Source organism: Shewanella decolorationis S12, assembly GCF_000485795.1.
Taxonomy (GTDB): Bacteria; Pseudomonadota; Gammaproteobacteria; order Enterobacterales; family Shewanellaceae; genus Shewanella; species Shewanella decolorationis.
This window is the reverse complement of record NZ_AXZL01000070.1, coordinates 1-25,372: the sequence shown is the minus strand read 5'-3', so window position 1 is coordinate 25,372 and position 25,372 is coordinate 1. Positions and strand designations below refer to the sequence as shown.

The following is a 25,372-nucleotide window of genomic DNA, read 5'->3' as shown; positions in this document are numbered from 1 at the left end:
ATAAAGGTTACAACTTGTTACATGTGACTATTTATTCACTTAATCTGATTATGTACATATTGCATTTTACCAACCATCGTACTATTAACAATTATTTTACAACACGTTACAACAAAGATAGATTCACCAAATGAGTAGCATCTGAGTTGTAGTTATTCTTTAAAAGCACAAAATAATAATGATTAACACTAAATTGAACATGGAAGAAAAACATGAGAATCAATAGAACCTCAAAAATAGTTCTAAGCTTATCCAGCTTAGCTATTGCGATCTCAGCAGGTGTTAATGCGGCACCAGAAGCACCTGGTTTTGCCGCAGCAATGCAATCACAGACCTCTCCTCTGCCAAAACGTTATATTGTTAAATTTAAAAATGCTGATGCCCCCGCAATGATGTCTGAGGGCAGCTTACAAGCAAGCGATCAACTGCAAACAACCATGAATTATCAACCTCAGGTTGCAGAAGTGAGCGCACAACATAGCGTGTTGAACAAAGCAAAAGCCAAGGAAATGAAACGCATTGGCCGCAGCAACAGCTATTCTGTCAAGTTGGATAACAATGCATTAAAGACATTAAGAGCGCGTGCTGATGTAGAGTATGTTGAGGAAGACATGCCACGCCGCTTTTTAAGTGAAACAACCCCTTGGGGGCAAACCTATGTGGGTGCTACTCAATTAAGCGATAGCCAAGCGGGCAATCGTACTATTTGTATTATCGATTCAGGTTACGATCGTGGCCACAGCGACTTAAGCGGTAACAATGTCACTGGTACCAATAACTCAGGCACAGGTAACTGGTATGAGCCAGGTAATAACAATGCCCACGGTACTCACGTTGCAGGTACTATCGCAGCCATTGCCAATAACGATGGTGTGGTTGGTGTAATGCCAAACCAAAATGCCAATATCCACGTGATTAAAGTGTTTAACGAGGCTGGCTGGGGTTACTCTTCATCGCTCGTTTCTGCCGTAGATACTTGTGTGGCTAATGGTGCCAATGTTGTTACCATGAGCTTAGGTGGTGCAGGTTCGAGCACGACTGAACGTAATGCTTTAGCAGCCCATTATAACAACGGTGTACTATTAATCGCCGCTGCCGGTAACGATGGTGACAACACCCATAGCTATCCAGCCTCATACGATGCGGTGATGTCAGTCGCTTCTGTTGATAGCCATAAAGATCATTCAGCCTTCTCGCAATACACTAACCAAGTTGAGATTGCAGGCCCAGGTGAAGCGATTCTATCAACCGTTACCCGCGGTGAAGGTCGTTTAGCGGATATCACTATCGGCGGTCAATCTTACTTTAACTCTGGTGTGGTGCCGCACAATCGCTTTACGCCATCGGGCACCAACTACGCGCCAAATCCATTTAATGGTACAGCAACTGCGACCTTAGCCGAATGTAGTGTTAACGGCTCAACCTTCAACTGCGGTAACATGACCAACAAGGTATGTTTAGTCGAACGCGTAGGTAACCAAGGTACTTCGTATCCAGAAATCAATGCGGTAAAAGCCTGTAAGAATGCGGGTGCCAGCGCTGCAATTGTTTACAGTAATAGTGCTCTACCAGGATTACAAAACCCCTTCCTCGTTGATGCGAATAGCGAAATCAACATGGTGTCAGTGTCTGTTGACCGTGCAACCGGTTTAGCACTGCGTAACCAGTTGGGTGCAACGGTTACTGTCAGTAACCAAGGCAACAAGGATTACGAGTATTACAACGGTACATCGATGGCGACACCACACGTTTCGGGTGTAGCGACCCTAGTGTGGAGCTACCACCCAGAGTGTAGCGCAGCCCAGGTGCGTAATGCGCTCAAGCAAACCGCTGAAGACTTAGGCACTGCAGGCCGTGATGACTATTATGGTTATGGTTTAGTGAATGCCGTTGCTGCCAAAGCCTTCCTAGATGCGTCTTGTAATGGCCCAACAGATCCTGTCGATCCCACACCTACAGATGGCGTATTGGTTAATGGTGTACCTAAAACAGGTTTAAGCGGCGCTGCCAATGAAGAGCTGCATTTCTCATTTGAAGTGCCACAGGGCGCGACTAACCTAGGCTTTGTAATGAACGGTGGCACGGGTGATGCTGATCTATACGTACAGTACGGCGCAGCGCCAACGACCTCAAACTACGATTGCCGTCCATACAAAGGTGGTAACAGTGAATCTTGCCCAATCAGCAACGTTCAATCTGGTACTTACTACGCGATGGTAAAAGGTTATTCTGCCTTCAGCGGAGTGTCTTTAACAGCAAGCTATACCAATCCTAGTGACGGAGGAACACCTCCAACTGCGCCATCAAGCTATAGCAATACCGACAACTACAATATTCCTGATAATAAAACAGCAGGGATCACTAGCCCAATTACAGTGACCCGCACTGGTAATTCAGGCACAGTGACTGCAGTGGTTAATATTGTTCATCCTTATATCGGTGATTTAAAAGTGCAATTGATCAGCCCAAGTGGTCAAACTTCAACATTGCACAATAGAACAGGTTCTGGCACTGACAATATCAATAAAAGCTACACAGTTGATATGACGGGTGTAGAATCTAGCGGTGTTTGGAAGCTAAAAGCAATTGACGCAGCCCGTGGCGACGTTGGCTATATCGATAGCTGGGAATTGAAATTCCAATAATCAAAACGAAAAAACATCAGAGCCTGCAATAGCAGGCTCTTTTTTTATTGATAATCTTTAAGCATTTTGGGCTCGATAAGCACGCTGTGCTCATTGTCCGATAACCAGACTTGCCCTTCACTGATAGACGCCTGCAGCGACATAGTGCGGCTCACTAACGCCTCCATCGCCGTCACCGACTCTTCGGCAATATTCCATACTTTCAAATTTTTATAACGTTCTAGAGCCACTTGATTTTGTTTCCACCAAATGGGCACACTACGGCCACCATAAGCGAAGAGCTGTACTGCTTTGGCTCGGCCGCTCGCCTTACGTAGCCATTTTTCATCGGCTTGGCCAAATTCAATCCACAGGTCCACTTCCCCAGAGAGACTCTTGTCCCACAGCTCAGGCTCATCGTCGACGCACAATCCCTTAGTAAAACTTAAGGTCTCAGAAGCGTTTAAGATAAAGGCCAACAAACGCACCATCATGCGGCCATCGGTTTCGGAGGGATGCTGCGCTAACGTCAGCTGATGATCTTGATAATAACCTCGGTCCATATCAGCGATCTGAAGATTGACCTTAAACACTGTCGCTTTGAGAGCCATAGTACATCCTAAGCTTAACGATAAAAATAAACGGCGAGTCTACCTAAGACTCGCCGTTAGCTCAAACAAACTGCGATTAAGCAGACTAAATCGCACCTGGGCGTAAATGCTTAGCCACCGGAAAATGCGCCTTAAGTTGCTCAATCTTCTGGGTATCAGCAACCAACAGCATCCGTGAGCCTTGCTCATATTCACGGCTGATATCACTCAGCGCAGGGAGCGCTGCCCGATTAGCATCGCGGCGCACCAACTCAGCCAAGTTATCGGCTAAACTGACTTCGCTGTAAATCCAGTCGAGGCGCTGCAATAACGGCATCGCCGCCAGCGGCAATAACTCGACAGGCGTGGCCTCGTCCAATAGCAGGATTTCCCCGCGGCTGACGATATTATTAAAAGCATTTTGATAATGCTCTGGGGTGCGCGCATCAAACCTATCGCCATTGGTGTCGAAAAAGCGCTCCCAAAACAATCTTCGCGTCGCGGTTTTAGTAAGTCTTTGCTGTACTTCGAGACGCTTGTCGGCTACAAAGTCGAATAAGGGTTTAAGGGATTGCGGCAGGCTGGTCTCTAACCTTGCTCGAATGGTTCGCGCAAACACGGGCGCCGCCCCCGCCGTGCTGATCGCCACCACAAGGCGCCCCCTGTCGACAATTGAAGGCGTAATAAAGCGGCAATAGGCGGGATTATCCACAGCATTAACCCAAATTCCACGCTCAGTGGCTAAGGTAGCCAGTTCAGCGTTGAGCATATCGTTTGCGGTTGCTAGATAGATAAGATCGTAGTTTTGAATATCGGCCTGAACCACAGACCGTTGTGAAAGCAGGATCCGCCCCTTATCTGCAAAGGCTTGTACCTCAGGATTCACCTCGGGCGCAATGACATGGATATTGGCTTCAGTACGCGTTAATAACGCCAGCTTGCGGCTAGCCACATCACCGGCCCCCACCAACAGAACATTTAAATTAACAGTATCGATAAATAGTGGGAAATATTGCATGTCACTCGCCTGTAAGAAGTCAAACCGGATATAAATTAATCTTGCACCACGGGTAGTTGGCGTTGGATCCACCCCTTGTAACCGCCAATTAAAGAAGCAACTCTGCTATAGCCCATAAGCTGTAAACTGCTTGCAGCCAGTACAGAGCGTGCACCACCCGCACAATAGAGTAATAGCGGAGTGCTTTTATCGGGAAAACGCTGTTCAACGTCGCGCTCAATAGTGCCGCGGCTCATGTGCTTCGCTTGGGGCAGATGATCCTGCAACCATTCATGATCTTCACGGACATCAATTAGTACCCAAGTGTCGTCGGCTTGATAGGCCTCAATGCTCACTTCAACGACATGGGGACGAACAGATTCGACAAGAGCGGAAAAAGCACTGGACGGATGCATCACATACTCCTTAGATAAGAGATTGAATGACTTAGCGAATATTGCTGAAGTGTAATTCGCTAAGTGATGGGACGCAATCTTTGCCACTGTGGGCGTGGGACAAACTAGAGATTAATTATGACTTTCGCTACGCTCGGCGCTGCAATGCCAACACAATTCAAAACTGCCCTCGTTCATCTCGTGGCATTGTAAACACTGCCACTGAGGGCTAATCACATCCAAGCCACTAAGCTGTGCTTGTGCTTTTGCAAGTTGTGACTCATACACCCAAAGCTCGATATTGTGCAACCCAGCAGGCAACTCACCTATACCACCGAGCAAGGCCTCGCCACGCAACTCAACATGAATGCCACAGGCTTCTAATAGTCCCTTCCATGTATGGGCCTGTAACAGGTTTCCACCAGCAATTAATGTTTTACGTTCTTCCATGCGACTTCCTACTGCATTTATCTTCAAAAAACTAGGCAGCCGACATCCTACAGTGAAATAACTTAGCCTGTCGAGTGCTGTTTTTTACATCAGTTGTTAATAAATTTAACATTTACGTTTTACAGCATTAGTCACTATAAAGTTGTGAGTTTGCTAGCAGATTATCAAAGGTTGAAAAATCTAAGCTAAAAAAATGCCACTTTAAAAAGTGGCATTTGATATCGAAAATGAGTAATAAGCGGTACTCAGAATGGCCTACGGCATCATTGATGGCTGATCAGCACCTTCTTTCTCGACTTCAACTGGCATCATATGCTCACGGCAAATGCCCAGTTTGATCGCAAGGTAACTTGCTACGTAGATAGAAGAATAGGTACCGACGAAAATACCCAACAACAATGCAGTCGCAAAGCCGTGGATCATAGTGCCGCCCTTCAGGAACAGCGCCACAACGGTCACCAGCGTCGTACCAGTAGTGATAATGGTACGGCTCATGGTTTGGGTGATAGAGACGTTGACCACTTCTTCAGGCTCGCTCTTACGCATCTTGAGGAAGTTTTCACGGATACGGTCGAACACAACGATAGTATCGTTAAGTGAGTAACCCACAACCGTTAACACCCCCGCCAATACGGTCAGGTCGAATTCCAGTTGGAATAAGGAGAACACACCTAAGGTTACAATCACGTCGTGGGCAAGTGCTGCCACCGAACCGAAGGCTAAACGCCATTCGAAACGGAAAGACACGTAGATCATGATACAGATAAGCGCGACCAATACCGCTAAACCGCCCTGCTCAGCCAACTCTTTACCCACTTGAGGACCGACAAATTCAACACGTTTCTGTTGAACGCCCGCATCCACTTGTTGGGCCGCAGCCATCACAGATTTGACCTGTACATCGCTGCTCACGCCTTCTTTAACAGACAGACGCACCAATATGTCACGGCTAGAACCGAAGTTTTGTACCACGGCACCATCTAACTCAGGTGCAGACAGTTTCGAACGCAGCACGTTCAAATCGACGGGTTGAGTGAACTCCATCTCAACCACAGTACCGCCGGTAAAGTCTAAGCCCCAGTTAATGCCTTTGGTCGCCAAGGACACCAGCGAGCCAAACACCAAAATGGCAGACATAATACTGATAGGCAGCGCATGACGGAGGAAGTTAACCGTACGTTTTAAAGATAAAATTTCTAACATTATCGCTTCCCCTTAGATAGACAACGTCTTCACGCGCTTACCGCCCCAAATCGCGTTCACGATTGCGCGGGTACCCACGATAGCGGTAAACATTGATGTCGCAATACCGATCATCAGGGTTACCGCGAAGCCTTTGATCGCGCCCGTACCAACGGCGAACAGGATCAGCGCTGTCAGGAAGGTAGTAATGTTAGCGTCGGCGATGGTAGAGAAGGCGTTACCATAACCTTCGTGAATCGCCTGCTGTACGCTGCGACCTGCACGTAACTCTTCACGGATACGCTCGTAAATCAGTACGTTACCGTCAACCGCCATACCCACTGTTAACACCATACCCGCAATACCAGGCAGGGTTAATACGGCGCCAGGGATCATAGACATCACCCCAACTACCATCACTAGGTTGGCTGTTAAGGCTAAGTTAGCGATCAAGCCGAAACTACGGTAGTAAACCAACATGAAGATAAGTACGACTGCCATACCCCAAATCATGGCTTGCACACCGCTTTCGATGTTTTCCGCACCTAGGCTTGGACCGATAGTACGTTCTTCCACAATCGATACAGGCGCAATCAGGGCACCCGCACGCAGTAGCAGTGCGAGGTTTTGTGCTTCACCATGGCTTAAGCCGGTGATCACAAAGTTACGGCCTAAACGCGCTTGGATGGTCGCCACAGAAATCACTTCTTGGATTTTCTGCATCTTGACGCTGCCATCGGCGTTACGCTCACCGCTGTCTTTATATTCGATGAACAAGGTCGCCATCGGTTTACCGATATTGTCCTTAGTCACGTTAGAGAAAATGGTACCGCCTTTAGCATCGAGGTTGATGCTCACCTGTGGACGGCTGTATTGGTCAAAACTTGGTTGTGCGCCAGTGATATGATCACCCGTTAGCATCACTTCCTTCTTCAGTACCACTTGACCGCCTTCACGGCGTTGATACACCTCAGAACCCGCAGGTACACGGCCAGATTGCGCCGCATTCGGGTCGGCCTTATCGTCTACCATGTGGAATTCAATCGATGCAGTTGCACCTAAGATTTCCTTAGCGCGAGCCGTATCTTGTACACCTGGCAGCTCAACGATAATACGCTCAGCACCTTGGCGTTGAACCACAGGCTCAGCTACCCCTAACTCGTTCACACGGTTACGGATAGTGGTAATGTTTTGCTGCAGCGCTTCTTCTTTAATCTGCTTGAGATAGGTTTCGCTCATCACGGCTTGCAGGGCAAAGTCTTCACCCTTGCTCACATCGCTGAACACCATATCGTTGCTGCGCGATTTTAAGAAACGTTCTGCACTGGCTAAACTTTCGGCATCACGGAATTTAATCTCGATACCTTGCGCATTGTTGCGAATGCCAGCGTAACGGATTTTTTCTTCACGTAATTGTGAACGGAAATCGGCCACTTTGGCCTCTTCCATCTTGCGGATGGCTTCGCCCATGTCCACTTCCATTAAGAAGTGCACACCACCACGAAGGTCCAGACCGAGTTTCATTGGGCTACCGCCCATGGACTCGAGCCACTGCGGCGTCGCAGGGGCAAGGTTAAGTGCCACGGTAAACTTATCGCCTAAATCTTCGGCGATGGTTTCCTTGGCCAGCAACTGTTGATCCGCGTTTTGCACGCGAACCAACAATTGGCCTTTTTCAAGCTCAGAACGTTTTACCGCAATGCCCTTACTGGCTAACAGCTCGTTCACTCTGGCTTGGGTAGATGCCGTGACTTCAGCACCTCGAGTCGCCACTACTTGCACCGCATGATCTTCACCGAACAGGTTAGGTACGGCATAGAAACAACCTATGGCGATGACGAGCACCACCATAATGTTTTTCCACATTGGGTATTTATTTAACACGCCTGAGCCCTCTTGGCTTACAACGACTGGATAGAGCCCTTAGGCAATACAGCTGCAATGTAATCTTTTTTAATTGTAATTTGAGTCGTGTCGTTCAAGCTCAGTAACACGTAGTCATTTTCATCGCTGATCTTTGCAATCTTGCCTAAGATACCGCCGCTGGTCAGGACTTCGTCGCCCTTGCTTAAAGATGACATCAGGTTCTTGTGCTCTTTAACACGCTTAGATTGCGGACGGAAAATCATGAAATAGAAAATCAGACCGAAAATCACCAGCATGAAAATCAATTCCATGGTGCCGCCACCCTGTGGAGCGCCTGCTGCATTTGCATATGCATTTGAAATGAACATAGTTTTCTCTTCTTATTAGCAAAAAATCAATCGACTAACTCTGGTACTTCACGACCTTGACTGGTATAGAAGTCCTTTACAAAGGCGTCTAATGTACCTGTCTCAATCGCCCCGCGCAAACCTTCCATTAACATTTGATAGTATCTCAAGTTGTGAATGGTGTTTAAACGCGCACCCAGAATCTCATTACAACGATCTAAATGGTAAAGGTATGCCCGTGAATAGTTTTTACAGGTATAACAATCACACTTAGGATCGAGCGGTGATGTGTCATCACGATGACGCGCATTGCGGATCTTGATCACACCTTCACTGGTAAACAGATGACCGTTACGGGCGTTACGGGTTGGCATGACACAGTCAAACATGTCGATACCACGACGCACACCTTCAACTAAATCCTCTGGCTTACCGACCCCCATCAGATAGCGCGGCTTGTCCGCAGGAATTTGTGGACAGATATGCTCAAGAATGCGGTGCATGTCTTCCTTAGGCTCACCTACGGCCAAACCACCGACGGCATAACCGTCGAAACCAATGTCGACTAAGCCTTTTAAGCTCTCGTCGCGTAAATCTTCATAAACACTGCCTTGGATGATCCCGAATAATGAATTGGGGTTTTCCAGACGGTCGAACTCGTCGCGTGAACGCTTAGCCCAACGCAGTGACATCTGCATTGACTTGCGCGCTTCATCTTCAGTTGCCGGATACGGAGTACATTCGTCAAAAATCATTACCACATCACTGCCCAATGCATGTTGAATTTGCATTGATTTTTCAGGATCTAAGAAGATTTTCTCGCCATTGATTGGCGAACGGAAATGCACACCTTCTTCGGTAATTTTACGAATGTCACCCAAACTGAATACTTGGAAACCGCCCGAATCGGTCAGAATAGGACGCTGCCAGTTCATAAAATCATGCAAGTCACCATGCTTACGCATGATTTCTTCGCCGGGACGTAACCACAGGTGGAAAGTGTTACCGAGCAGAATATCCGCACCAGTAGCACGCACTTCTTCAGGCGTCATGCCTTTTACCGTACCGTAAGTACCAACAGGCATAAAGGCTGGGGTTTCTACCGTGCCGCGTTCAAAAATCAAGCGACCACGGCGCGCACGGCCGTCGGTAGTGTCGAGTTCAAATTTCATAATTCACCTCGCCAGATAAACAGTCTGACTACATTTGTAATGGCAAGCGCCATTTTGATTAACAATAGAGATAGGGACAGATCTAAAAGGTTCAACCTTTGGCTGAAAAAAATTACCGCCCAAACTCAATGTGGGCGGCTATTTTAAAACAAAATCTTGGTCTAGTGAGCTTTTTTCGTCACAAACATGGCATCGCCATAGCTAAAGAAGCGATATTTTTGCGTGATTGCGTGTTTATACGCCGCCATAACATGATCAAAACCTGCAAAGGCACTGACCAACATAATGAGGGTCGATTCCGGCAGGTGGAAGTTAGTGATCATGGCATCGACAACTTGGAACTGATACCCAGGATAGATAAAGATATCGGTATCGCCGCTAAAGGCTTTCAGTTCGCCTTCACTGGCCCGGGCGGCACTCTCCAGTGAGCGCACGGACGTCGTCCCAACAGCGACCACACGTTTGCCCGCCGCTTTAGTTTGGGCAATTAGATCCACGACATCCTGCGGTACATTGGCCCACTCGGAATGCATTTTGTGCTCGAGCACATTATCTACGCGCACTGGCTGGAAGGTACCAGCGCCCACGTGCAAAGTCACAAATGCGATATTTACGCCCTTGGCTTTTAATGCCTCAAGCATGGCATCGTCAAAATGAAGGCCTGCCGTAGGCGCAGCTACCGCACCAGGGTTTTGGTTATACACGGTTTGATAGCGCTCTTTGTCGGCATCCTCATCGGGACGGTCGATATAAGGAGGCAGTGGCATATGCCCTACCGCTTCGAGTACTTCTAAAATAGTCAGGTCGGATAAGAGTTGAAGTTCAAATAAGGCATCGTGGCGGGCAGCCATCTTCATCTCATAACCGCCATCGAGGTGGATAATGCTGTCCACCTTCGGAGATTTGGAGCTACGCACATGGGCGAGAATACGCTTATCGTCGAGCATACGCTCAACTAAAATCTCGAGTTTGCCACCACTGGCCTTTTGGCCAAATAAACGCGCAGGGATCACTCGAGTATTGTTAAACACCATTAAATCGCCAGGATTAATCATCCCCAGCAGATCGGTAAACTGTTTATCGGCAAGTAAGCCAGTATTGCCATCTAAGGTTAACAGACGTGACGCAGTGCGTTGCGCCATGGGATAACGAGCGATAAGTTCGTCGGGAAGATCGAAGGAAAAGTCTGTTACGCGCATGCAAAGGCCTCTAGATAGCTTAGAACGGCGGCTAGTCTATGGTTAGAGGCCAATAAGATCAAGATTACTTGTTCGCGATGTCCATATCCGCGGTTGTATCCGACTCGTCGAGCACATCTGAGGTCGATGTGTTATCTACATCATATTTGGGTCGTGTTCGCGAAAAATTATCCATGCTGAAACTATGCTGCTCATAGGGAATATCGACTAGCACTTTTTTACGCTTAGGGCGCGAGTCTTTACCAAGCATTTTGGAAAACCAGTTCCACATCATCCATGATCCTTAACAGGTTAATTAATTGGTGCATTTTCAATCCTACATCAGCATTTGCCTTCCTGGTGAAACGCTAACGTAAGCACTCCCTTAGAAAAGCACACGATTTTGCCTATTTGTGCTTTCCTCAGCGCGCCTGCCCATGATACCGTGAACTAACGCGATAAACCAAGCACAAAAAATGAACATTCTTACACACTTACATTTAGCTGAGATCAGTAAAACCCACCTTGGCGCCAATTTGGCCGGCAATTTTGTCACTGCGCCAATCGATTCTGCGCCGCAAGCACTTCGCCAAGGACTGTGGTTAAACCAAGAAATTAATCAGCTTTGTGTCAATCATGAGCTCACTCAAGAACTCATGGCACTCTTTCCCGCTCGGTTATCAAGCATAGCAGCAGATTTAATGTTCGTAAGTTTCGATCATTATTTAGCCTACTACTGGGAAGAATATCACCAGCAGCCATTGTCTGAGTTTAGCCAAAAAGCCTATGCTGAACTGGAAGAATTTGCGACCCAATGCGATGAGTATCATCCACAGTCTTGCCTAGAGATCATCGCCGATATGCGCTGTCATGATTGGTTAAACAACTACGCCACATCGAAGGGAATACAACAGGCATTAGTACAACGGGCCAAGGGTCATCCACACAGTGCCTTATTTAATGGCGCGGATAAACTGTTAGCGAAAATGCAAATAGAGACAGAAACCGCCTTTCGCACCTTCTATCCTCAATTAATGGCGTATACCCGTATTTGGAGCCGTAAAACCCCAAGTGACTATTTACCCAGTGGCTCAGCTGACTAAGCTCGAAGTCTAACACCTGCATTCTGGTATCAAGCCTTGTTTAAGCCTAAGCGTTTACCCTAACGCCTTTGCAATAGCATATATTCAGTGAGGTTACCGTCACAGTGACGTCCGCAAACCCAAGCCCTAAACCAGCTCACCCACTCAGTTGGCGCCAAAAACTACGAAGCCCGCGCTTTTGGCTTAAACAGCTTAGGGATCTTAGCATCATAGCGCTGGTGCTCTACTGCATCAGCCTCTATTTGCAACGGGATATGATCACAGGCCAAGCGCCAGTATTAGGCGGTATCGCGATTGATGGCAGCCAGCTTACGCTGAATACAGCCCAGACAGAGCCAACATTAGTCTATTTCTGGGGAACTTGGTGCCCGGTGTGCCGCGTCACTTCCCCTATGGTTGAGAGTATCAGCCAAGACCATAAGGTGATTTCGGTAGCCGTAGCCTCTGGCAGTGATAGTGAGATCCAGCGTTATATGGACGAGCATCAGTATCACTTTCCGGTGCTAAACGATGACGATGGTAAGCGAAGCACTCAGTGGGGCGCGATGGCATTTCCGGCTATTTATATAATCGATCCCCAAGGGGAAATCCGTTTTGTCACCTCAGGAGTCACCTCGACTTGGGGCATGAAGTTCAGATTGTGGTTGGCACAATTCTAGTTCAGCTCTAGTTCGGTTCTAGCAACCTCAGCAAACGCCAGCTCGAGAATATACTGCTTAGTGACTGATATTTTGCTAGTATGGCCGCGCAAATGATGAGGATACGATGCAGATATTTGATTACCAGCCCCCTTCAGTCCCTTGGATAGATCTTCGCTATCAAGATAGAGATTTGATCATTATTAATAAACCTTCTGGATTGTTGTCTAATCCCGGCAGGGCCGCACATACCTTAGATTGTGCCCTCACCCGACTACAACGTTTGTATCCTGACACTATTCTCGTGCATCGACTCGATTGCGCCACCTCAGGCATTATGGTGTTTGCCCGCAACAAAAAAGCCGAATCCCAGTTAAAAACCCAGTTCCAAGATAGACAAAACGAGAAAGTGTATATCGCCGAAGTCATGGGGGTAATTGCAAAGGATGCAGGGATAATCGATTTAGCTATCGCGCCCGATCCCGAGCACCCGCCCTATCAGAAGACACAAACGGCAGGGACGGCTGGCGCCAAGAGTGCCCTGACCCATTACCGAGTGCTAGAAAGACGCGAAAACAGCACCTTAGTCGAATTAACACCACAAACGGGCCGTACCCATCAACTGAGAGTGCATATGCTCGCCTTGGGGCATCCCATTCTTGGGGATGAATTTTATGGCGATGATGAAGTGATAAAGGCCAGACCAAGACTCTGTCTTCACGCCCAAAGTTTACGTTTTACCCATCCTTACTCGGGTAAAGCCATGCATTTTTACAGTAAGCATCCCTTCTCGGCTTAACACGCCACCTTATCAATTCCCCCCCCCCTAAAAAGACACAAGGTCGCCTCAGGCGACCTTATATTTAGCAAACCGGGTTGGTGTTTGCCGATTTATTGATTAGCGTCTATCACGGCGACTGATTAAGCCACGCGCTGATTGAAATCAATATCCGCCATCAACTTATCAACTTGGAAATAACTGCCCTGCTCATTGCAGAACTGGAGTTGCATAGCAGGCGTCACCATAAAATATTCACCGAAGAAGTTGCCGCCGACATCTTCCACTTTTTGGCCCTGCGGCGTATCGGACAGACTCACTTCATCCAAACTATGGCAGCCATCGCTAAACCAGGTTTCTAAATAATATTTGCCCGCTTCTTTATAGAGGGTAATTTTGTCACCAAGCAGTGGACGCTCATCTAACCAGCGACCAATAATTTCTCGATTTTGCATATCTGTCTCCCGCCAATGAAGGCGACGGCGTTTTTCAATCCCAGACATCCTGATATCCTTATGCAATACCCACTCACCTAAAGTGAACGTCAGTTGTGGTAGTACATTAAGCATAGAACCCATTTACCGCTTTACTCCCCCGAGTCGCAAATTACGTCAAACTCAACACAAAATGTAATTTTTTGGTTAAATTTAATTTGCTCAACATTTAAAAACTAAAAGATAATTTAGCTTGATTAATTAATCGGCAGTGTAGCTTAATTAGAAAATAAAAACGCGATCTTTATCACTATTTACCTATCGCTAAAGTAAAGATAAATACCTTGTATCACACCTTATTCATTCTCCCCGCTGTATGAGCTTGTTACATCTTTTATTGCCCACTTACTCAAGGATTCTGATATAACAAATGGGTTATTTATCGCCCTATACATAATTAAAAATAATGCAGGAAGCCTATGCACAATATTCATCGCCGCCATTTTCTAAAAACCGCAGGCGCAGTTACCGCAGGTCTTGTTACGGCCAATATCGCCCTCAATGCCAACGCCAGTAGCGTTGCCCCTAAACCCCGCGTTGGAAAATCCGTTATTGGACTTATCGCCCCGAAAATGGAGGTGGTTAGAGTCGGTTTTATCGGTGTGGGAGAGCGAGGTTTTAGCCATGTCGAACAATTCTGTCACTTAGAAGGCGTAGAACTTAAAGCCATTTGTGATACCCACCAAGCCGTTATCGATAGAGCCGTTGAGCATATCGTTAAGCAAAAACGGCCAAAACCTGCGGTCTACACGGGGAATGATCTCAGCTATCGCGAGCTGTTAAACCGCGATGATATCGATATTGTGATTATTTCGACCCCGTGGGAATGGCACGCCCCCATGGCCATCGATACCATGGAAAGTGGTAAACACGCCTTTGTGGAAGTGCCATTGGCACTGACAGTGGAAGAATGCTGGCAACTTGTCGATACCGCCGAACGCACCCAGAAAAACTGCATGATGATGGAGAACGTCAATTACGGCCGCGAAGAATTGATGGTGCTCAACATGGTGCGCCAAGGTGTGTTCGGCGAGCTGCTCCACGGTGAGGCCGCTTATATCCATGAGCTGCGCTGGCAAATGAAGGAAATTAACCATAAAACCGGTTCGTGGCGCACCTATTGGCACACCAAACGCAACGGTAACTTATATCCGACCCACGGCTTAGGGCCGATTTCTCAATATATGAACATCAACCGTGGTGACCGTTTCGATTATCTCACCTCCATGAGTTCACCCGCGCTCGGGCGCGCGCTGTATGCCAAGCGTGAATTTCCCGCCGATCATGAGCGTAATCAGCTCAAGTACATCAATGGCGATATGAGCACTAGCCTGATTAAAACCGTTAAGGGCCGAACCATTATGGTTCAGCACGATACCACTACACCTCGACCCTACAGCCGCCATAACCTTATCCAAGGCACCAATGGCGTTTTTGCCGGATTTCCAAATCGGATTGCCGTTGAGCATGGCGGTTTTGGTAAGAGCTACCACGAGTGGGATATGGACATGCAAAAGTGGTATGACAAATACGATCATCCACTCTGGCAACGCATCGGTAAAGAAGCCGAAATCAACGGCGGTCATGGCGGGATGGATTTTGTGATGCTCTGGCGTATGGTCTATTGCCTACGTAACGGCGAGGCGCTCGATCAGGATGTCTACGATGGCGCCGCTTGGTCTGTGGTGAATATTTTAAGTGAGCAATCGCTGAATAACCGCAGCAACTCGGTCAATTTCCCCGACTTTACCCGCGGCGCGTGGGAACATGCCACGCCCTTAGGGATTGTCGGCGCCTAGAACACTCGAAAGTGAGTGGTTAACGTAAAGGGATACACTTAGGTTTATCCCTTTAATAACAACCTATCGATTTAATCTTTAACGAAAAATCACCACTTTGCTGCGCACCAATCACCAGCCCTATGCTAGTCAAACGGCTTAAATCTATCGCAGCACGCTCAATCGGTTTACCACGGCAATGGGGATGAAACGCCGTAAAAGGAATTTCGATGCGTTGCCAGTGAATAATACTGCCACCGTTAACGCCAAAGGATTGATGCTTAGCATCGGGCATAGGCGCCTGATAAACCGTGCTCTGCGGCGTATCGGCATCCTTAAGGTTCACTTTGTAGTGCTTGCTTCTGTCACGGTCGAGTTCGAGGTAAATCCCACTAAACTCGCCGACATCAAGCGGTGCAAACTCGCAACGCACTGAGGCAAACCCGCCACCATTGGCAAGCGACACATGGCCGCTAAACATCCCATAGCCTAAAGGTGAAATGGTGAGCTTACTGCGTGACAGGCCGCCCATCACGGTATCATTGACGCCATACCAAGACTTAGCCGCATCTAAGTCCTTAAAATCGAAAAGGATCATAACTACTCCCATAAAAAAAGCAGCCACCGTGGTGACTGCTCTTATGATACTTTTTCTACACTAACAACAGCACACTTTATACAAGTTTAGCTTTGTTTTCAGCGGCTTCACAAGCAGCGGCCGTAAAAATCACGTCCGTAGAGCTATTCAGTGCGGTTTCGGCCGCATCTTGGATAACCCCGATAATAAAGCCAACGGCAACCACTTGCATGGCCACATCATTGGAAATACCAAATAAGCTACAGGCCAGTGGAATAAGCAGTAACGAACCACCAGCGACACCCGATGCACCACAGGCCGAAATCGCCGCTACTACACTCAGCAGTAACGCCGTTAATAAATCCACCTGAATGCCTAAGGTATGCGCCGCGGCTAAGGTCAACACGGTAATGGTAATCGCAGCGCCGCCCATGTTGATGGTTGCACCTAACGGAATAGAGACAGAATAGGTGTCTTCATGCAGCTTTAATTTTTCACACAGCGCCATATTCACCGGAATATTTGCCGCGCTAGAACGGGTGAAAAATGCAGTTACGCCACTTTCGCGCAGACAACGGATCACTAATGGATAGGGATTACGTTTAATTTTCACATAAACAATCAGCGGGTTAACAATTAAAGCGATGATCGCCATCGCGCCGAGTAACACGGCCAATAGCTTGGCGTAACCCGCAATGGCGGCAAAACCGGTTTCGGCAAAGGTCGCCGCTACCAGACCAAAAATACCGATAGGCGCTAAACGAATGATAAAACGCACCATTTGTGAAATACCGTGGCTCACATCGGCAAACACTTGCTTGGTCGAATCACTCGCATGGTGCAGGGCTAAACCTAAACCCACACCCCAAGCCAAAATGCCAATGTAGTTACCCGTCATTAATGCGTTGACTGGGTTATCAACCAGTTTGAAGAGTAAGGTATTGATCACTTCACCAATACCCTGCGGCGGACTCGTGCCCTCAACGCCAGCAACCAACACTAAATTGGTTGGGAACATCATACTTAAAATAACTGCAATTAATGCGGCTGCGAAGGTGCCAAATAAGTACAGCACCACAATCGGGCGCATATTGGTTTGAGTATTTTTCTTTTGATTGGCGATGGAAGACGCCACAAGGATAAACACCAGAATAGGAGCAATGGCTTTTAATGCACCTACGAAGAGGCTTCCTAAAAACGCGACTTGCTTTGCGGCTTCATGTGAAAAACTGGCTAGACTCACACCAGCGATAATCCCCACGAGAATTTGCAGCACCAAACTGCCATTAGCCAACTTGGCTAACAAAGACGATTCTTGTTTCATTACTTAACCTATCGTTATTATATTTCGGCTGAGTTTCCCCACCCCACACCTTCAAAATCGAGGTCAATAAGGTTTTTATAGGATGCGACGGAACTTGTCTAGCTTTGCAGGGAAATAAGCCGATTAAATTACCCTGCCCCTGCAAAACCCTTACAAAAATCCAACATGGGGTCTAATGTGCCCGCGTAGCCGCTAAATCGGCACCCCGCAGCATGGCTTCGACCAGCTCATGGGCATCAAACTTTGTCAGCGCCTCATTTGCCCCAACTTGGTGGGCTTGGCTGACACTAATCTCGCTCGAAAGTGAGGTATGCAAAATGATATAAGCCTTGGCGAGAAGAGGATTGTCACGCACTTCAAACGCCAGCTCATAACCATCGAGCCCTGGCATTTCAATATCGCTGACCAGAATATCGATGGGATGATGCTCAGCGGCGGCCTGCTCCATAATCGAGAGCGCCTCTTTACCGTCTGGGGTCACAAAATAAGGAATGTTAATGCTATCAAGCGCGTCAGAAAGTTGTTTGCGTGCGACCTTAGAATCATCCACCAACAAAATACGCATGGGTTTTAACTTCTCGCGCTGCACGTCAGTTAAAATGGCGCGATTGGCCTCGGGCGCATCGGGGAAGACCTTCGACAGCAACAACTCCACGTCGAGTAACTGCACCAGCTGATTATCGTAACGCGTTACTCCGGTTAAAAAGGCATTGCGGCCTAAATTGGCCGATGGCGCTTCAATATCGCGCCAATTGCACTCGATGATCTTATCAATCGCACGCACCAAAAAGCCGATAATCATCCGCTGACAATCGGTAATGATGATATAGCAATGTTGGCGCTCTTCATCGCTGATGGGGCGATAACCAATCGCGGCCGCCATATCGACCACAGGGATAGTATTGCCACGAATAGTAGCTGCCCCAAGGATCGTGGGATGGGATTGAGGGATTTTACTCAACGGAGTATAAGGAACGAGTTCACGAACTTTTAGGGTGCCTAAGGCAAATATCTGACGTTGAGATAGCCTAAATAGGAGTAATCCCTGTGATTGATTTGCCTTACTTTTCATAATAAAACTGAGTGCTCACTCAAATTAAACTGCCAGTATCTTAACCTTAACACGCGCTAAAAGTGATGACTAAGGTCAAATGAGTTGAAATCAGTGATTTGTATTTAGCTTTACGAAAATCATACCTATTACTGAATTAATCCTGCAGTGCATAAAGCACATCGAAGGCAAACTGATCCCAACCTTCGGCTGTAAACGCAATGTCGCGAATGCTGCGCACTTGGCTAACGGCATGTAAAGGCGCTGCGCCATTGACCATCAAGTAATAGGCCATAATAAGCCCAGTACGGTCTTTGCCCGAGCGGCAATGAATTAACACAGGCAAATTATCGGCTTCACACTGCTGAATAAACGCCAACGCCCGCGGTAACTGGGCCACACAAATAGCAACATCCCCTTCCTGCGGCGGGACATTGCGTGAAAAAGGAATGCATTCATAACGCAATCCATGCTGCTTAAAACTGCCTGGCTCACAGCCCTCTCCGCCATTCACGGATAACACCGCACGGATCCCTGCAGCTTTAAGCTCGGCTAAATCCCAAGGATCCTTATTGGGGCCACTTCGACCCGCTATCTTGCCTTCAACTAACCAAAATAGATGCTGCATACTGCTCCCACAACCAGATGCGAAGGGACATAAGATGCACTAAGCATAACTCACGCCCAAGGAATTAAGACTTTTTACCCCAAAATTCAAGGTTCGCCGCGGGTAACTGTTTACGCTTTTTCTTGCCAGTGCCTTCGGGTTTAGCCTGCGGTTTTTCCTGCGCTAACACTTCCAGTGGCATCTCGGCATTCGCTTCAAATCCGGGGATTTGTTCACGTACCAATTTGATTTTATTTTTCTTTTCAATCACACCGAAGTGATGATATTCCTCATGAGAAATCAAGGTCACCGCCAAACCCGCCTCTCCCGCGCGGCCGCTACGGCCAATACGGTGCATATAATCGGCAGGACTTCTTGGCAAATCGAAGTTAATCACCACAGGGAGTTTATCAATATCAATACCGCGGGCTGCGATATCGGTCGCAATCAACACACTGATTTCGCCACTTTTAAAGCCATCGAGTACCCGAGTCCGCGCGCCTTGCGCCTTATCGCCATGGAAGACTTCGGCACTGATCCCACGTTTAGACAGCTTCTGTGCGAGGTGATTACAGGTGTTTTTAGCACTGACAAAAATAAGCGCCTGCGACCACTGATGCTGTTTTATCAAGTGTGCCAACAACGCCGTTTTTTGTTCACGGTTGACTGTGATAACGCGCTGTTCAATGGTGCTTTCTTGCTCACTTTGCAGATGATATTCAAGCGGTTGATGGAGTAATTTGGCCGTGAGTGCACGCACTTCTTCAGGGAATGTCGCCGAATATAATAAGGTTTGTTTCTTGGACGGCAGCGCCTCAAGCACTTGATTTAATTCATCAGTAAACCCAAGGCTTAGCATGCGGTCCGCTTCATCCAACACTAAGGCCGAGACGCGATTTAACTTAAGCGCATTGCTGGCTAATAAATCCAATAAACGGCCAGGCGTTGCCACCAACACATCGGCTCCCGCGCGTAAACTTTGCATTTGCAGATTGACTGACACGCCACCAAACGCCGCAACTATCTTAAGCTGGCCATTAAAATGAGAGGCATAGGATAAAAAGCTATCGGCAACTTGCTGCGCCAATTCGCGGGTTGGCACGAGTACCAAACAACGCACTTGGCCTGCCGATTTTTCCGCGGTTTTCGCCTCAAACAGGCGCTGTAGTAACGGCACGGCAAAGGCGGCCGTTTTGCCAGAGCCCGTATTCGCCCCCGCTAATACGTCCCGTCCACTGAGCACGGCCGGAATAGTCGCCGCTTGTATGGGCGTAGGCGCCGCATAGGTCAGCTCAGTGAGTCGATTACACAGGGGCGCAATAATGCCAAGTTCGGCAAAGCTGGCAACGGAGGAAGAAGCTTGGGTCATAAAAAATTACATGGCTCATCAATAACAAATATGACCGCTATTCTAACGTAAAATGCGCTCCCTTGCTTGTCGATTCCAGCATTAACAGCTGTTGTTTCATCGTAAGTCCATAGGCATAACCGGTTAATTGGCCATTTTTACCAATGATACGGTGACAGGGCACAATAATCGCGATGGGATTGGCGCCATTGGCGGCACCTACTGCCCTGACGGCTTTTGGCCTTTCAATACGCTGGGCGATATCGCCATAACTGCAACTCTGCCCATAACCGACCTGTACCAGCGCCTGCCACACCTGCTGCTGAAATTCGGTTCCCTTAGGCGCTAAGCTTAAGTGGAACTCAGTTAGCTCACCGCGAAAATATTCCTGAAGCTGCGCCTTTGCCTGCTCAATATGGCTTTTGGCCCGCGCGAGTTCGACATCAGTTGCAACCTTTAGCGGGATCTCCGTTCGGCTCGACCCTACGACCGTTAAGTGGCTTAATCCGTAGGCATTGGCATTGAGTTGTAGTACGCCGACAGGGGTACTTAAGGTATCGACAGCGCAGGGCTGATAATCTTTGGCCGTTGGCGCGCTAATCAATTGGGAGAAATTCGGGCTCATAATGGGTCTCGTAAACGGCTTTAGTACTGTGTTTCAAATAGTTAATAGTGGCTCTCATATGTAGCCTAGTCACTGGTTCCTAGTCACTGGAACAATAACGAATGGCCTGAAATGCCTTATGCATTGGACCACAACTGGAAGGTCAAATAACTTCCCCAAGGGGCGATATCCGCACTCACCCGCTGTGCAAGCGCCGTATAATCCAGCTGTTTTACCGCTTCAATATCCAAGCCTCTTTGCTCGGCAACACTGGCTAACAATTGTTTTTTAACGATTAAATCTGTGTGCAAGAAGATATTCGGATCGCCAAGTCCACGTAATTTGGCGTAGGCAATGGTCCAAGGACCTATACCTTTTACCCCAATCCACTCATCGACTGAGGCTTCGGGCTGCTCACAGATAAACGCCGCAAGCGCATTGAGCGCCAGTTTGCGCGCACCGGGCATTTTAAGCTCATCGAGACTCGCTTCACGAATCGCCTGCGGCGTGGGGAACAGGCGATATTCCCGCCCATTTAAACTAAAGCGCTCGCCATAGGCTTCGACCAATATATTCAGTAATTTAGTCGCCTGCACTACGCTCACCTGCTGACCTAAGACGGCTCGACAACCCGCCTCAAACACCGCGCCTGCGCCAGGGATCCTAAGCCCGGATTTGCTACTGAGTTTTAGATCGGTCAGATGCTGAAGGTTGTGTTCAATCAGCTGCATGTCGGCATCGAGATCTAAAATGCGCCGCACTTGGGTGATGAGCTTTTGTAGGCCCGATAAGGGCGAGTCAGGCGTTAACGTCAGCGTGATTTTAAAGCGATGCAAAGGTGCCTCATGGACGATATGCACCACAGCGCGGATATCCTCAAGTTGCAGGGTGCGGCCATACTCAAGTGATGTATCTTGGTTAATTACCTCATGGAAGTGAGGGTCTACATTATCACTAAACCATTCCATGCCAGCGACGGCGCGCAGGCGATAAAAGGCTAATTGCGCCGACCAATCGAATGGTGGCCGGTAGTACTGATACAGAATCAAGCTGTGCGCTGGCATCTCCTGCGAACAAGCGAGTTCGGCACTCTCCCCGTCGTCTATTTTCGTTGTCGATTTCTGGCTGGATTTTCGTAACTGTGTAGGCGTTAATTGCAGCGCCTGCTGAAACGCTTCGTTAAAACGGCGGATGCTGTTAAAGCCTGCGGCAAGGGCGACCTGAGTGATGGGCAACTGCGTCTGATGCAACAACTGTTTTGCGAACAATAACTGACGATAGAGGGCAAATTGTTTAGGTGAAGTGCCAAATCCTGCGGTAAATAACTTATTCAGATAACGGCTGCTGATCCCCAGTTTGTCAGCCAAGGCCTCGACCGTTAATCCGTGCTCGCCAGATAAGGCGCCAGCTTCAATCAAACCAATGGCTCTGTCTAAGGTTGTGCCAGTGCCTTTCCACGGATTAGAGCCTGGAGCACTGTCGGGACGGCAACGTAGACAAGGCCTGAGTCCCGCCTGTGCAGCTTTAATGGCCGAGTCAAAATAACGCACATTTTCTTCTTTAGGTGCAACGGCTGGGCACACTGTTCGACAATAAATTCCTGTACTTAACACGCCCACAAAGAACTTACCGTCAAAACGTGGATCGCGGCTCATGCGCGCTTCACGGCAAATCCCGGCGGATATTTGGCAATCCTGCGAGTCGCTAAATGCCGGCTCGAATGGCGGTTTGGGGGTTGAGTTTTGGCTCACGGCTGTTTGCTTCATTTGGCTATCCGACAATCTTATTCACAATTTTGTACTTGTCGGTTACTGTACGTCACCCTATGCTAGCACACTCGCGGAAAACGGAACTGGATCATCACGTGCTTTTAAAGTGTAAGATCCTATATGCTAGACACCTCGACGTTTTCCCCATCCATTTTTCTCAATAAAATAGAGTCAATTCATGTTTAAACGATTTGAATCTTGGGTTGAAGCCCTGCCCGATGGCGAACCAACCAAGCCGCCCACGGGTGTATATGCGTTTTGCCGCCATTACACTAAGGGCTATGAATTACCGCTTATCTTAATGTCGGTGCTGACGGCATTAATCGCCATGCTCGAAGTCTCGCTATTTGGCTTTATGGGGCAATTAGTCGATTGGTTAGTGAAAAAAAGCCCTGAGACACTCTTTCAAGATGAAGGTTCGACGCTGCTATTAATGGGGCTGATGGTCCTAGTGGTGATGCCATTATTAGTGCTATTCCATGCGCTGATCATGCATCAAACCTTGCTGGGTAATTATCCCATGTCGATTCGTTGGCTTGCGCATCGCTATCTGCTCAAGCAAAGCGTGTCCTTCTATCAAAATGATTTTGCCGGCCGCATTGCCACTAAAGTGATGCAAACTTCCCTTGCGGTCCGTGAGACCGTGATGAAACTGCTCGATGTACTGGTGTACATTTTAGTGTATTTCACCTCTATGCTGGTGATGGTGGCCAGCGCCGATGTGCGTTTGGTGATCCCCATGTTGATCTGGCTGGCGCTCTATATCGGTTTACAGTGGTATTTTGTGCCTAGGCTGAAAACCGTTTCGACCGAACAGGCCGATGCGCGCTCAACGATGACGGGACGCATCGTCGACAGTTACACCAATATCACCACGGTAAAACTGTTTGCCCATACAGATAAAGAAGCCGATTACGCCAAAGCGAGTATGCGCAGTTTCCTCGACACTGTGTACCGCCAAATGCGCCTCGTTACGGGGATCAGTGTCAGTGTGCAGGTGATTAACTATATGCTCGCCTTCAGCATTGCCGCTGTATCTATCCTGCTCTGGAGTGACAATGCCATCTCTGTTGGAGCGATTGCAATTGCCGTGAGTTTAGCGCTGCGTCTCAATGGAATGTCGCAATGGATCATGTGGGAAATCAGTTCGTTATTTGAAAATATAGGTACAGTGACCGATGGGATGAATACCCTTTCGAAAACGACTCTTATTCAAGATTCGCCCAATGCCAACACTTTAGTGGTTGAGCAAGGACGTATCGATTTTAATCAGGTGAGCTTCCATTACGGCGAAGAAGCGGGTGTTATTGAAGATCTGAACCTCAATATCAAAGCGGGCGAAAAAGTCGGTCTCGTTGGCCGTTCTGGCGCGGGTAAGTCCACCCTAGTGAACCTGTTGATGCGTTTTTACGATGTTGAGAAAGGCCAAATTTGTATCGATGGTCAAGATATTAAAGCGGTCAAGCAGGACTCACTGCGCTCACAGATTGGTATGGTGACCCAAGATACGTCGCTACTGCATCGCACTATTCGGGAGAATATTCTTTACGGTAATCCTGATGCGAGCGAAACCCAACTCGAGCATGCAATAAAACAGGCTCAGGCCCATGATTTTATTAACGAACTGACCGATCCTAATGGCAACCATGGCTTAGATGCACAAGTGGGTGAACGTGGGGTTAAGCTCTCCGGCGGACAGAGACAACGTATCGCGATTGCTCGGGTACTATTGAAAAATGCGCCGATTTTACTGCTCGATGAGGCAACTTCTGCCTTGGACTCCGAAGTGGAAGCCGCGATTCAGGAAAGCTTGTACGAATTGATGCAGGGCAAAACCGTAATTGCAATCGCCCATCGATTATCGACTATTGCCGCAATGGATAGATTAATCGTGTTAGATCAAGGTCGTATTGTCGAACAAGGAACCCATCAAGAGTTGATTGCTGCTGGCGGTATCTATGCACAGCTTTGGGCGCATCAAACTGGTGGCTTCCTCGGGGTTGAGTAGATTGAAGCATTCCTTAAGCGCACTACCGTGCATTTTGATTTGAAAAATCATTGCGTTTGGATATAAAAGGCGACCTTGAGTCGCCTTTATATTCGGCTTTATTCGTTATGTTGCTTTATTGTCAGGTAAAGGCATAAAGAGTTTATTGCCAGCACTTATCCTCAACAAAATCTGCAAACTGGACCCTTTAAGTATTGTGATCTGCTGAAATTACACGTCGTTTACTCTCATCACTGTACTGCGATTTGATAAGACGAAAATACCGCAGAAAGTACCAACTCCCCTACTACAACCCAAGACAAATAAACTGATACGGTCTCAATAGAATTGGCTTATGGCTTATGGCTTATGGCTTATGGCTTATGGCTTATGGCTTATGGCTTATGGCTTATGGCTTATGGCTTATGGCAAGATAACGAATTTTAGATACAAAAAAACCACCTAACGGTGGCTTATTGTTCTCAACTAACATTAGCGATTAATCTTAGTTGA

General features: G+C 47.8%; 24 protein-coding genes. 6 read left to right on the top strand and 18 right to left on the bottom strand.

The genetic code is table 11. From position 1 onward, the window contains the following. Window positions 1-212: 212 nt before the first annotated feature. Window positions 213-2,645 (top strand): S8 family serine peptidase, encoded by a 2,433-nt coding sequence (locus SHD_RS13750; protein WP_023267671.1) that lies wholly within the window; start codon window positions 213-215, stop codon window positions 2,643-2,645. 44 nt (window positions 2,646-2,689) lie between these two features. On the opposite strand, the gene SHD_RS13745 is transcribed toward SHD_RS13750, so the two are convergent. From SHD_RS13745 to SHD_RS13700, 10 genes are all read right to left on the bottom strand, one after another. Next, window positions 2,690-3,235: a YaeQ family protein gene (locus SHD_RS13745; RefSeq protein ID WP_023267670.1), complete on the bottom strand. Its 546-nt coding sequence runs from the start codon at window positions 3,233-3,235 to the stop codon at window positions 2,690-2,692. Window positions 3,236-3,320: 85 nt separating this feature from the next. Next, complete coding sequence (locus tag SHD_RS13740) at window positions 3,321-4,232, bottom strand: precorrin-2 dehydrogenase/sirohydrochlorin ferrochelatase family protein (protein WP_023267669.1); 912 nt, start codon at window positions 4,230-4,232, stop codon at window positions 3,321-3,323. A gap of 35 nt (window positions 4,233-4,267) precedes the next feature. Beyond that, the gene (locus tag SHD_RS13735) at window positions 4,268-4,627 is read right to left on the bottom strand and encodes a rhodanese-like domain-containing protein (RefSeq protein WP_023267668.1); all 360 of its coding nucleotides are present in this window, start codon (window positions 4,625-4,627) and stop codon (window positions 4,268-4,270) included. 111 nt (window positions 4,628-4,738) lie between these two features. Further along, a complete protein-coding gene (locus SHD_RS13730; protein WP_023267667.1) occupies window positions 4,739-5,056 on the bottom strand; it encodes a putative signal transducing protein in 318 nt (105 codons plus the stop codon). 255 nt (window positions 5,057-5,311) lie between these two features. Then, window positions 5,312-6,259, bottom strand: coding sequence for a protein translocase subunit SecF (gene secF / locus SHD_RS13725; protein ID WP_023267666.1), 948 nt, complete (start codon window positions 6,257-6,259; stop codon window positions 5,312-5,314). Between the two features lie 12 nt (window positions 6,260-6,271). Further along, complete coding sequence (gene secD, locus SHD_RS13720; RefSeq protein WP_011716500.1) at window positions 6,272-8,122, bottom strand: protein translocase subunit SecD; 1,851 nt, start codon at window positions 8,120-8,122, stop codon at window positions 6,272-6,274. 17 nt (window positions 8,123-8,139) lie between these two features. After that, on the bottom strand, window positions 8,140-8,472 hold the full coding sequence (gene yajC / locus SHD_RS13715; protein WP_023267664.1) for a preprotein translocase subunit YajC: 333 nt from the start codon (window positions 8,470-8,472) through the stop codon (window positions 8,140-8,142). Window positions 8,473-8,498: 26 nt separating this feature from the next. Then, complete coding sequence (gene tgt, locus SHD_RS13710; RefSeq protein ID WP_023267663.1) at window positions 8,499-9,623, bottom strand: tRNA guanosine(34) transglycosylase Tgt; 1,125 nt, start codon at window positions 9,621-9,623, stop codon at window positions 8,499-8,501. Window positions 9,624-9,784: 161 nt separating this feature from the next. Continuing rightward, window positions 9,785-10,822 (bottom strand): tRNA preQ1(34) S-adenosylmethionine ribosyltransferase-isomerase QueA, encoded by a 1,038-nt coding sequence (gene queA, locus SHD_RS13705; RefSeq protein WP_023267662.1) that lies wholly within the window; start codon window positions 10,820-10,822, stop codon window positions 9,785-9,787. A 64-nt stretch (window positions 10,823-10,886) separates the two neighbouring features. Continuing rightward, complete coding sequence (locus tag SHD_RS13700; RefSeq protein ID WP_023267661.1) at window positions 10,887-11,096, bottom strand: hypothetical protein; 210 nt, start codon at window positions 11,094-11,096, stop codon at window positions 10,887-10,889. Between the two features lie 181 nt (window positions 11,097-11,277). On the opposite strand from SHD_RS13700, the gene SHD_RS13695 reads away from it, so the two are divergent. The 3 genes from SHD_RS13695 to SHD_RS13685 all read left to right on the top strand — a co-directional run bounded on the left by SHD_RS13695 (window position 11,278) and on the right by SHD_RS13685 (window position 13,341). Beyond that, on the top strand, window positions 11,278-11,904 hold the full coding sequence (locus SHD_RS13695; protein WP_023267660.1) for an acyl carrier protein phosphodiesterase: 627 nt from the start codon (window positions 11,278-11,280) through the stop codon (window positions 11,902-11,904). Between the two features lie 104 nt (window positions 11,905-12,008). Next, window positions 12,009-12,563, top strand: a complete 555-nt coding sequence (locus tag SHD_RS13690) for a protein disulfide oxidoreductase (protein WP_039978415.1) — start codon at window positions 12,009-12,011, stop codon at window positions 12,561-12,563. Between the two features lie 106 nt (window positions 12,564-12,669). After that, window positions 12,670-13,341 carry an RluA family pseudouridine synthase gene (locus tag SHD_RS13685; protein WP_023267658.1) on the top strand — a complete coding sequence of 224 codons (672 nt, stop codon included), beginning with the start codon at window positions 12,670-12,672 and terminating at the stop codon, window positions 13,339-13,341. Window positions 13,342-13,463: 122 nt separating this feature from the next. Here SHD_RS13685 and SHD_RS13680 read toward each other — a convergent pair whose 3' ends face one another. Continuing rightward, complete coding sequence (locus SHD_RS13680) at window positions 13,464-13,898, bottom strand: hypothetical protein (protein WP_023267657.1); 435 nt, start codon at window positions 13,896-13,898, stop codon at window positions 13,464-13,466. Between the two features lie 335 nt (window positions 13,899-14,233). Between SHD_RS13680 and SHD_RS13675 the strand changes: the two genes are divergently transcribed. Next, window positions 14,234-15,613 (top strand): Gfo/Idh/MocA family oxidoreductase, encoded by a 1,380-nt coding sequence (locus tag SHD_RS13675; protein ID WP_023267656.1) that lies wholly within the window; start codon window positions 14,234-14,236, stop codon window positions 15,611-15,613. 52 nt (window positions 15,614-15,665) lie between these two features. Here SHD_RS13675 and SHD_RS13670 read toward each other — a convergent pair whose 3' ends face one another. The 7 genes from SHD_RS13670 to SHD_RS13640 all read right to left on the bottom strand — a co-directional run bounded on the left by SHD_RS13670 (window position 15,666) and on the right by SHD_RS13640 (window position 22,869). Further along, window positions 15,666-16,190, bottom strand: a complete 525-nt coding sequence (locus SHD_RS13670) for a CIA30 family protein (protein ID WP_039978413.1) — start codon at window positions 16,188-16,190, stop codon at window positions 15,666-15,668. A 76-nt stretch (window positions 16,191-16,266) separates the two neighbouring features. Continuing rightward, entirely contained in the window at window positions 16,267-17,493 is a 1,227-nt protein-coding gene (gene sstT / locus SHD_RS13665) for a serine/threonine transporter SstT (protein WP_023267654.1), read from the bottom strand. A 172-nt stretch (window positions 17,494-17,665) separates the two neighbouring features. Further along, complete coding sequence (locus SHD_RS13660) at window positions 17,666-18,565, bottom strand: chemotaxis protein CheV (protein WP_023267653.1); 900 nt, start codon at window positions 18,563-18,565, stop codon at window positions 17,666-17,668. 136 nt (window positions 18,566-18,701) lie between these two features. Next, window positions 18,702-19,172, bottom strand: a complete 471-nt coding sequence (locus SHD_RS13655) for a phosphatase domain-containing protein (RefSeq protein ID WP_023267652.1) — start codon at window positions 19,170-19,172, stop codon at window positions 18,702-18,704. Window positions 19,173-19,236: 64 nt separating this feature from the next. Next, window positions 19,237-20,520: a DEAD/DEAH box helicase gene (locus SHD_RS13650; RefSeq protein WP_023267651.1), complete on the bottom strand. Its 1,284-nt coding sequence runs from the start codon at window positions 20,518-20,520 to the stop codon at window positions 19,237-19,239. A 37-nt stretch (window positions 20,521-20,557) separates the two neighbouring features. Then, window positions 20,558-21,124: a methylated-DNA--[protein]-cysteine S-methyltransferase gene (locus tag SHD_RS13645; protein ID WP_023267650.1), complete on the bottom strand. Its 567-nt coding sequence runs from the start codon at window positions 21,122-21,124 to the stop codon at window positions 20,558-20,560. A 116-nt stretch (window positions 21,125-21,240) separates the two neighbouring features. Further along, window positions 21,241-22,869: a DNA-3-methyladenine glycosylase 2 family protein gene (locus SHD_RS13640; RefSeq protein ID WP_023267649.1), complete on the bottom strand. Its 1,629-nt coding sequence runs from the start codon at window positions 22,867-22,869 to the stop codon at window positions 21,241-21,243. 181 nt (window positions 22,870-23,050) lie between these two features. Between SHD_RS13640 and SHD_RS13635 the strand changes: the two genes are divergently transcribed. After that, the gene (locus SHD_RS13635; RefSeq protein ID WP_023267648.1) at window positions 23,051-24,880 is read left to right on the top strand and encodes an ABC transporter ATP-binding protein; all 1,830 of its coding nucleotides are present in this window, start codon (window positions 23,051-23,053) and stop codon (window positions 24,878-24,880) included. Window positions 24,881-25,372: the final 492 nt, after the last annotated feature.

Bases quoted from the DNA above. Each gene is read 5' to 3' on its own strand.
- SHD_RS13675 (WP_023267656.1), top strand. From the start codon at position 14,234: ATGCACAATATTCATCGCCGCCATTTTCTAAAAACCGCAGGCGCAGTT.
- sstT (WP_023267654.1), bottom strand. From the start codon at position 17,493: ATGAAACAAGAATCGTCTTTGTTAGCCAAGTTGGCTAATGGCAGTTTG.
- SHD_RS13740 (WP_023267669.1), bottom strand. From the start codon at position 4,232: ATGCAATATTTCCCACTATTTATCGATACTGTTAATTTAAATGTTCTG.
- SHD_RS13655 (WP_023267652.1), bottom strand. From the start codon at position 19,172: ATGCAGCATCTATTTTGGTTAGTTGAAGGCAAGATAGCGGGTCGAAGT.
- SHD_RS13750 (WP_023267671.1), top strand. From the start codon at position 213: ATGAGAATCAATAGAACCTCAAAAATAGTTCTAAGCTTATCCAGCTTA.
- SHD_RS13670 (WP_039978413.1), bottom strand. From the start codon at position 16,190: ATGATCCTTTTCGATTTTAAGGACTTAGATGCGGCTAAGTCTTGGTAT.
- SHD_RS13635 (WP_023267648.1), top strand. From the start codon at position 23,051: ATGTTTAAACGATTTGAATCTTGGGTTGAAGCCCTGCCCGATGGCGAA.
- SHD_RS13650 (WP_023267651.1), bottom strand. From the start codon at position 20,520: ATGACCCAAGCTTCTTCCTCCGTTGCCAGCTTTGCCGAACTTGGCATT.
- SHD_RS13685 (WP_023267658.1), top strand. From the start codon at position 12,670: ATGCAGATATTTGATTACCAGCCCCCTTCAGTCCCTTGGATAGATCTT.
- SHD_RS13660 (WP_023267653.1), bottom strand. From the start codon at position 18,565: ATGAAAAGTAAGGCAAATCAATCACAGGGATTACTCCTATTTAGGCTA.
- SHD_RS13735 (WP_023267668.1), bottom strand. From the start codon at position 4,627: ATGCATCCGTCCAGTGCTTTTTCCGCTCTTGTCGAATCTGTTCGTCCC.
- SHD_RS13745 (WP_023267670.1), bottom strand. From the start codon at position 3,235: ATGGCTCTCAAAGCGACAGTGTTTAAGGTCAATCTTCAGATCGCTGAT.
- SHD_RS13700 (WP_023267661.1), bottom strand. From the start codon at position 11,096: ATGATGTGGAACTGGTTTTCCAAAATGCTTGGTAAAGACTCGCGCCCT.
- tgt (WP_023267663.1), bottom strand. From the start codon at position 9,623: ATGAAATTTGAACTCGACACTACCGACGGCCGTGCGCGCCGTGGTCGC.
- SHD_RS13680 (WP_023267657.1), bottom strand. From the start codon at position 13,898: ATGGGTTCTATGCTTAATGTACTACCACAACTGACGTTCACTTTAGGT.
- queA (WP_023267662.1), bottom strand. From the start codon at position 10,822: ATGCGCGTAACAGACTTTTCCTTCGATCTTCCCGACGAACTTATCGCT.
- SHD_RS13640 (WP_023267649.1), bottom strand. From the start codon at position 22,869: ATGAAGCAAACAGCCGTGAGCCAAAACTCAACCCCCAAACCGCCATTC.
- secF (WP_023267666.1), bottom strand. From the start codon at position 6,259: ATGTTAGAAATTTTATCTTTAAAACGTACGGTTAACTTCCTCCGTCAT.
- yajC (WP_023267664.1), bottom strand. From the start codon at position 8,472: ATGTTCATTTCAAATGCATATGCAAATGCAGCAGGCGCTCCACAGGGT.
- SHD_RS13645 (WP_023267650.1), bottom strand. From the start codon at position 21,124: ATGAGCCCGAATTTCTCCCAATTGATTAGCGCGCCAACGGCCAAAGAT.
- SHD_RS13730 (WP_023267667.1), bottom strand. From the start codon at position 5,056: ATGGAAGAACGTAAAACATTAATTGCTGGTGGAAACCTGTTACAGGCC.
- SHD_RS13695 (WP_023267660.1), top strand. From the start codon at position 11,278: ATGAACATTCTTACACACTTACATTTAGCTGAGATCAGTAAAACCCAC.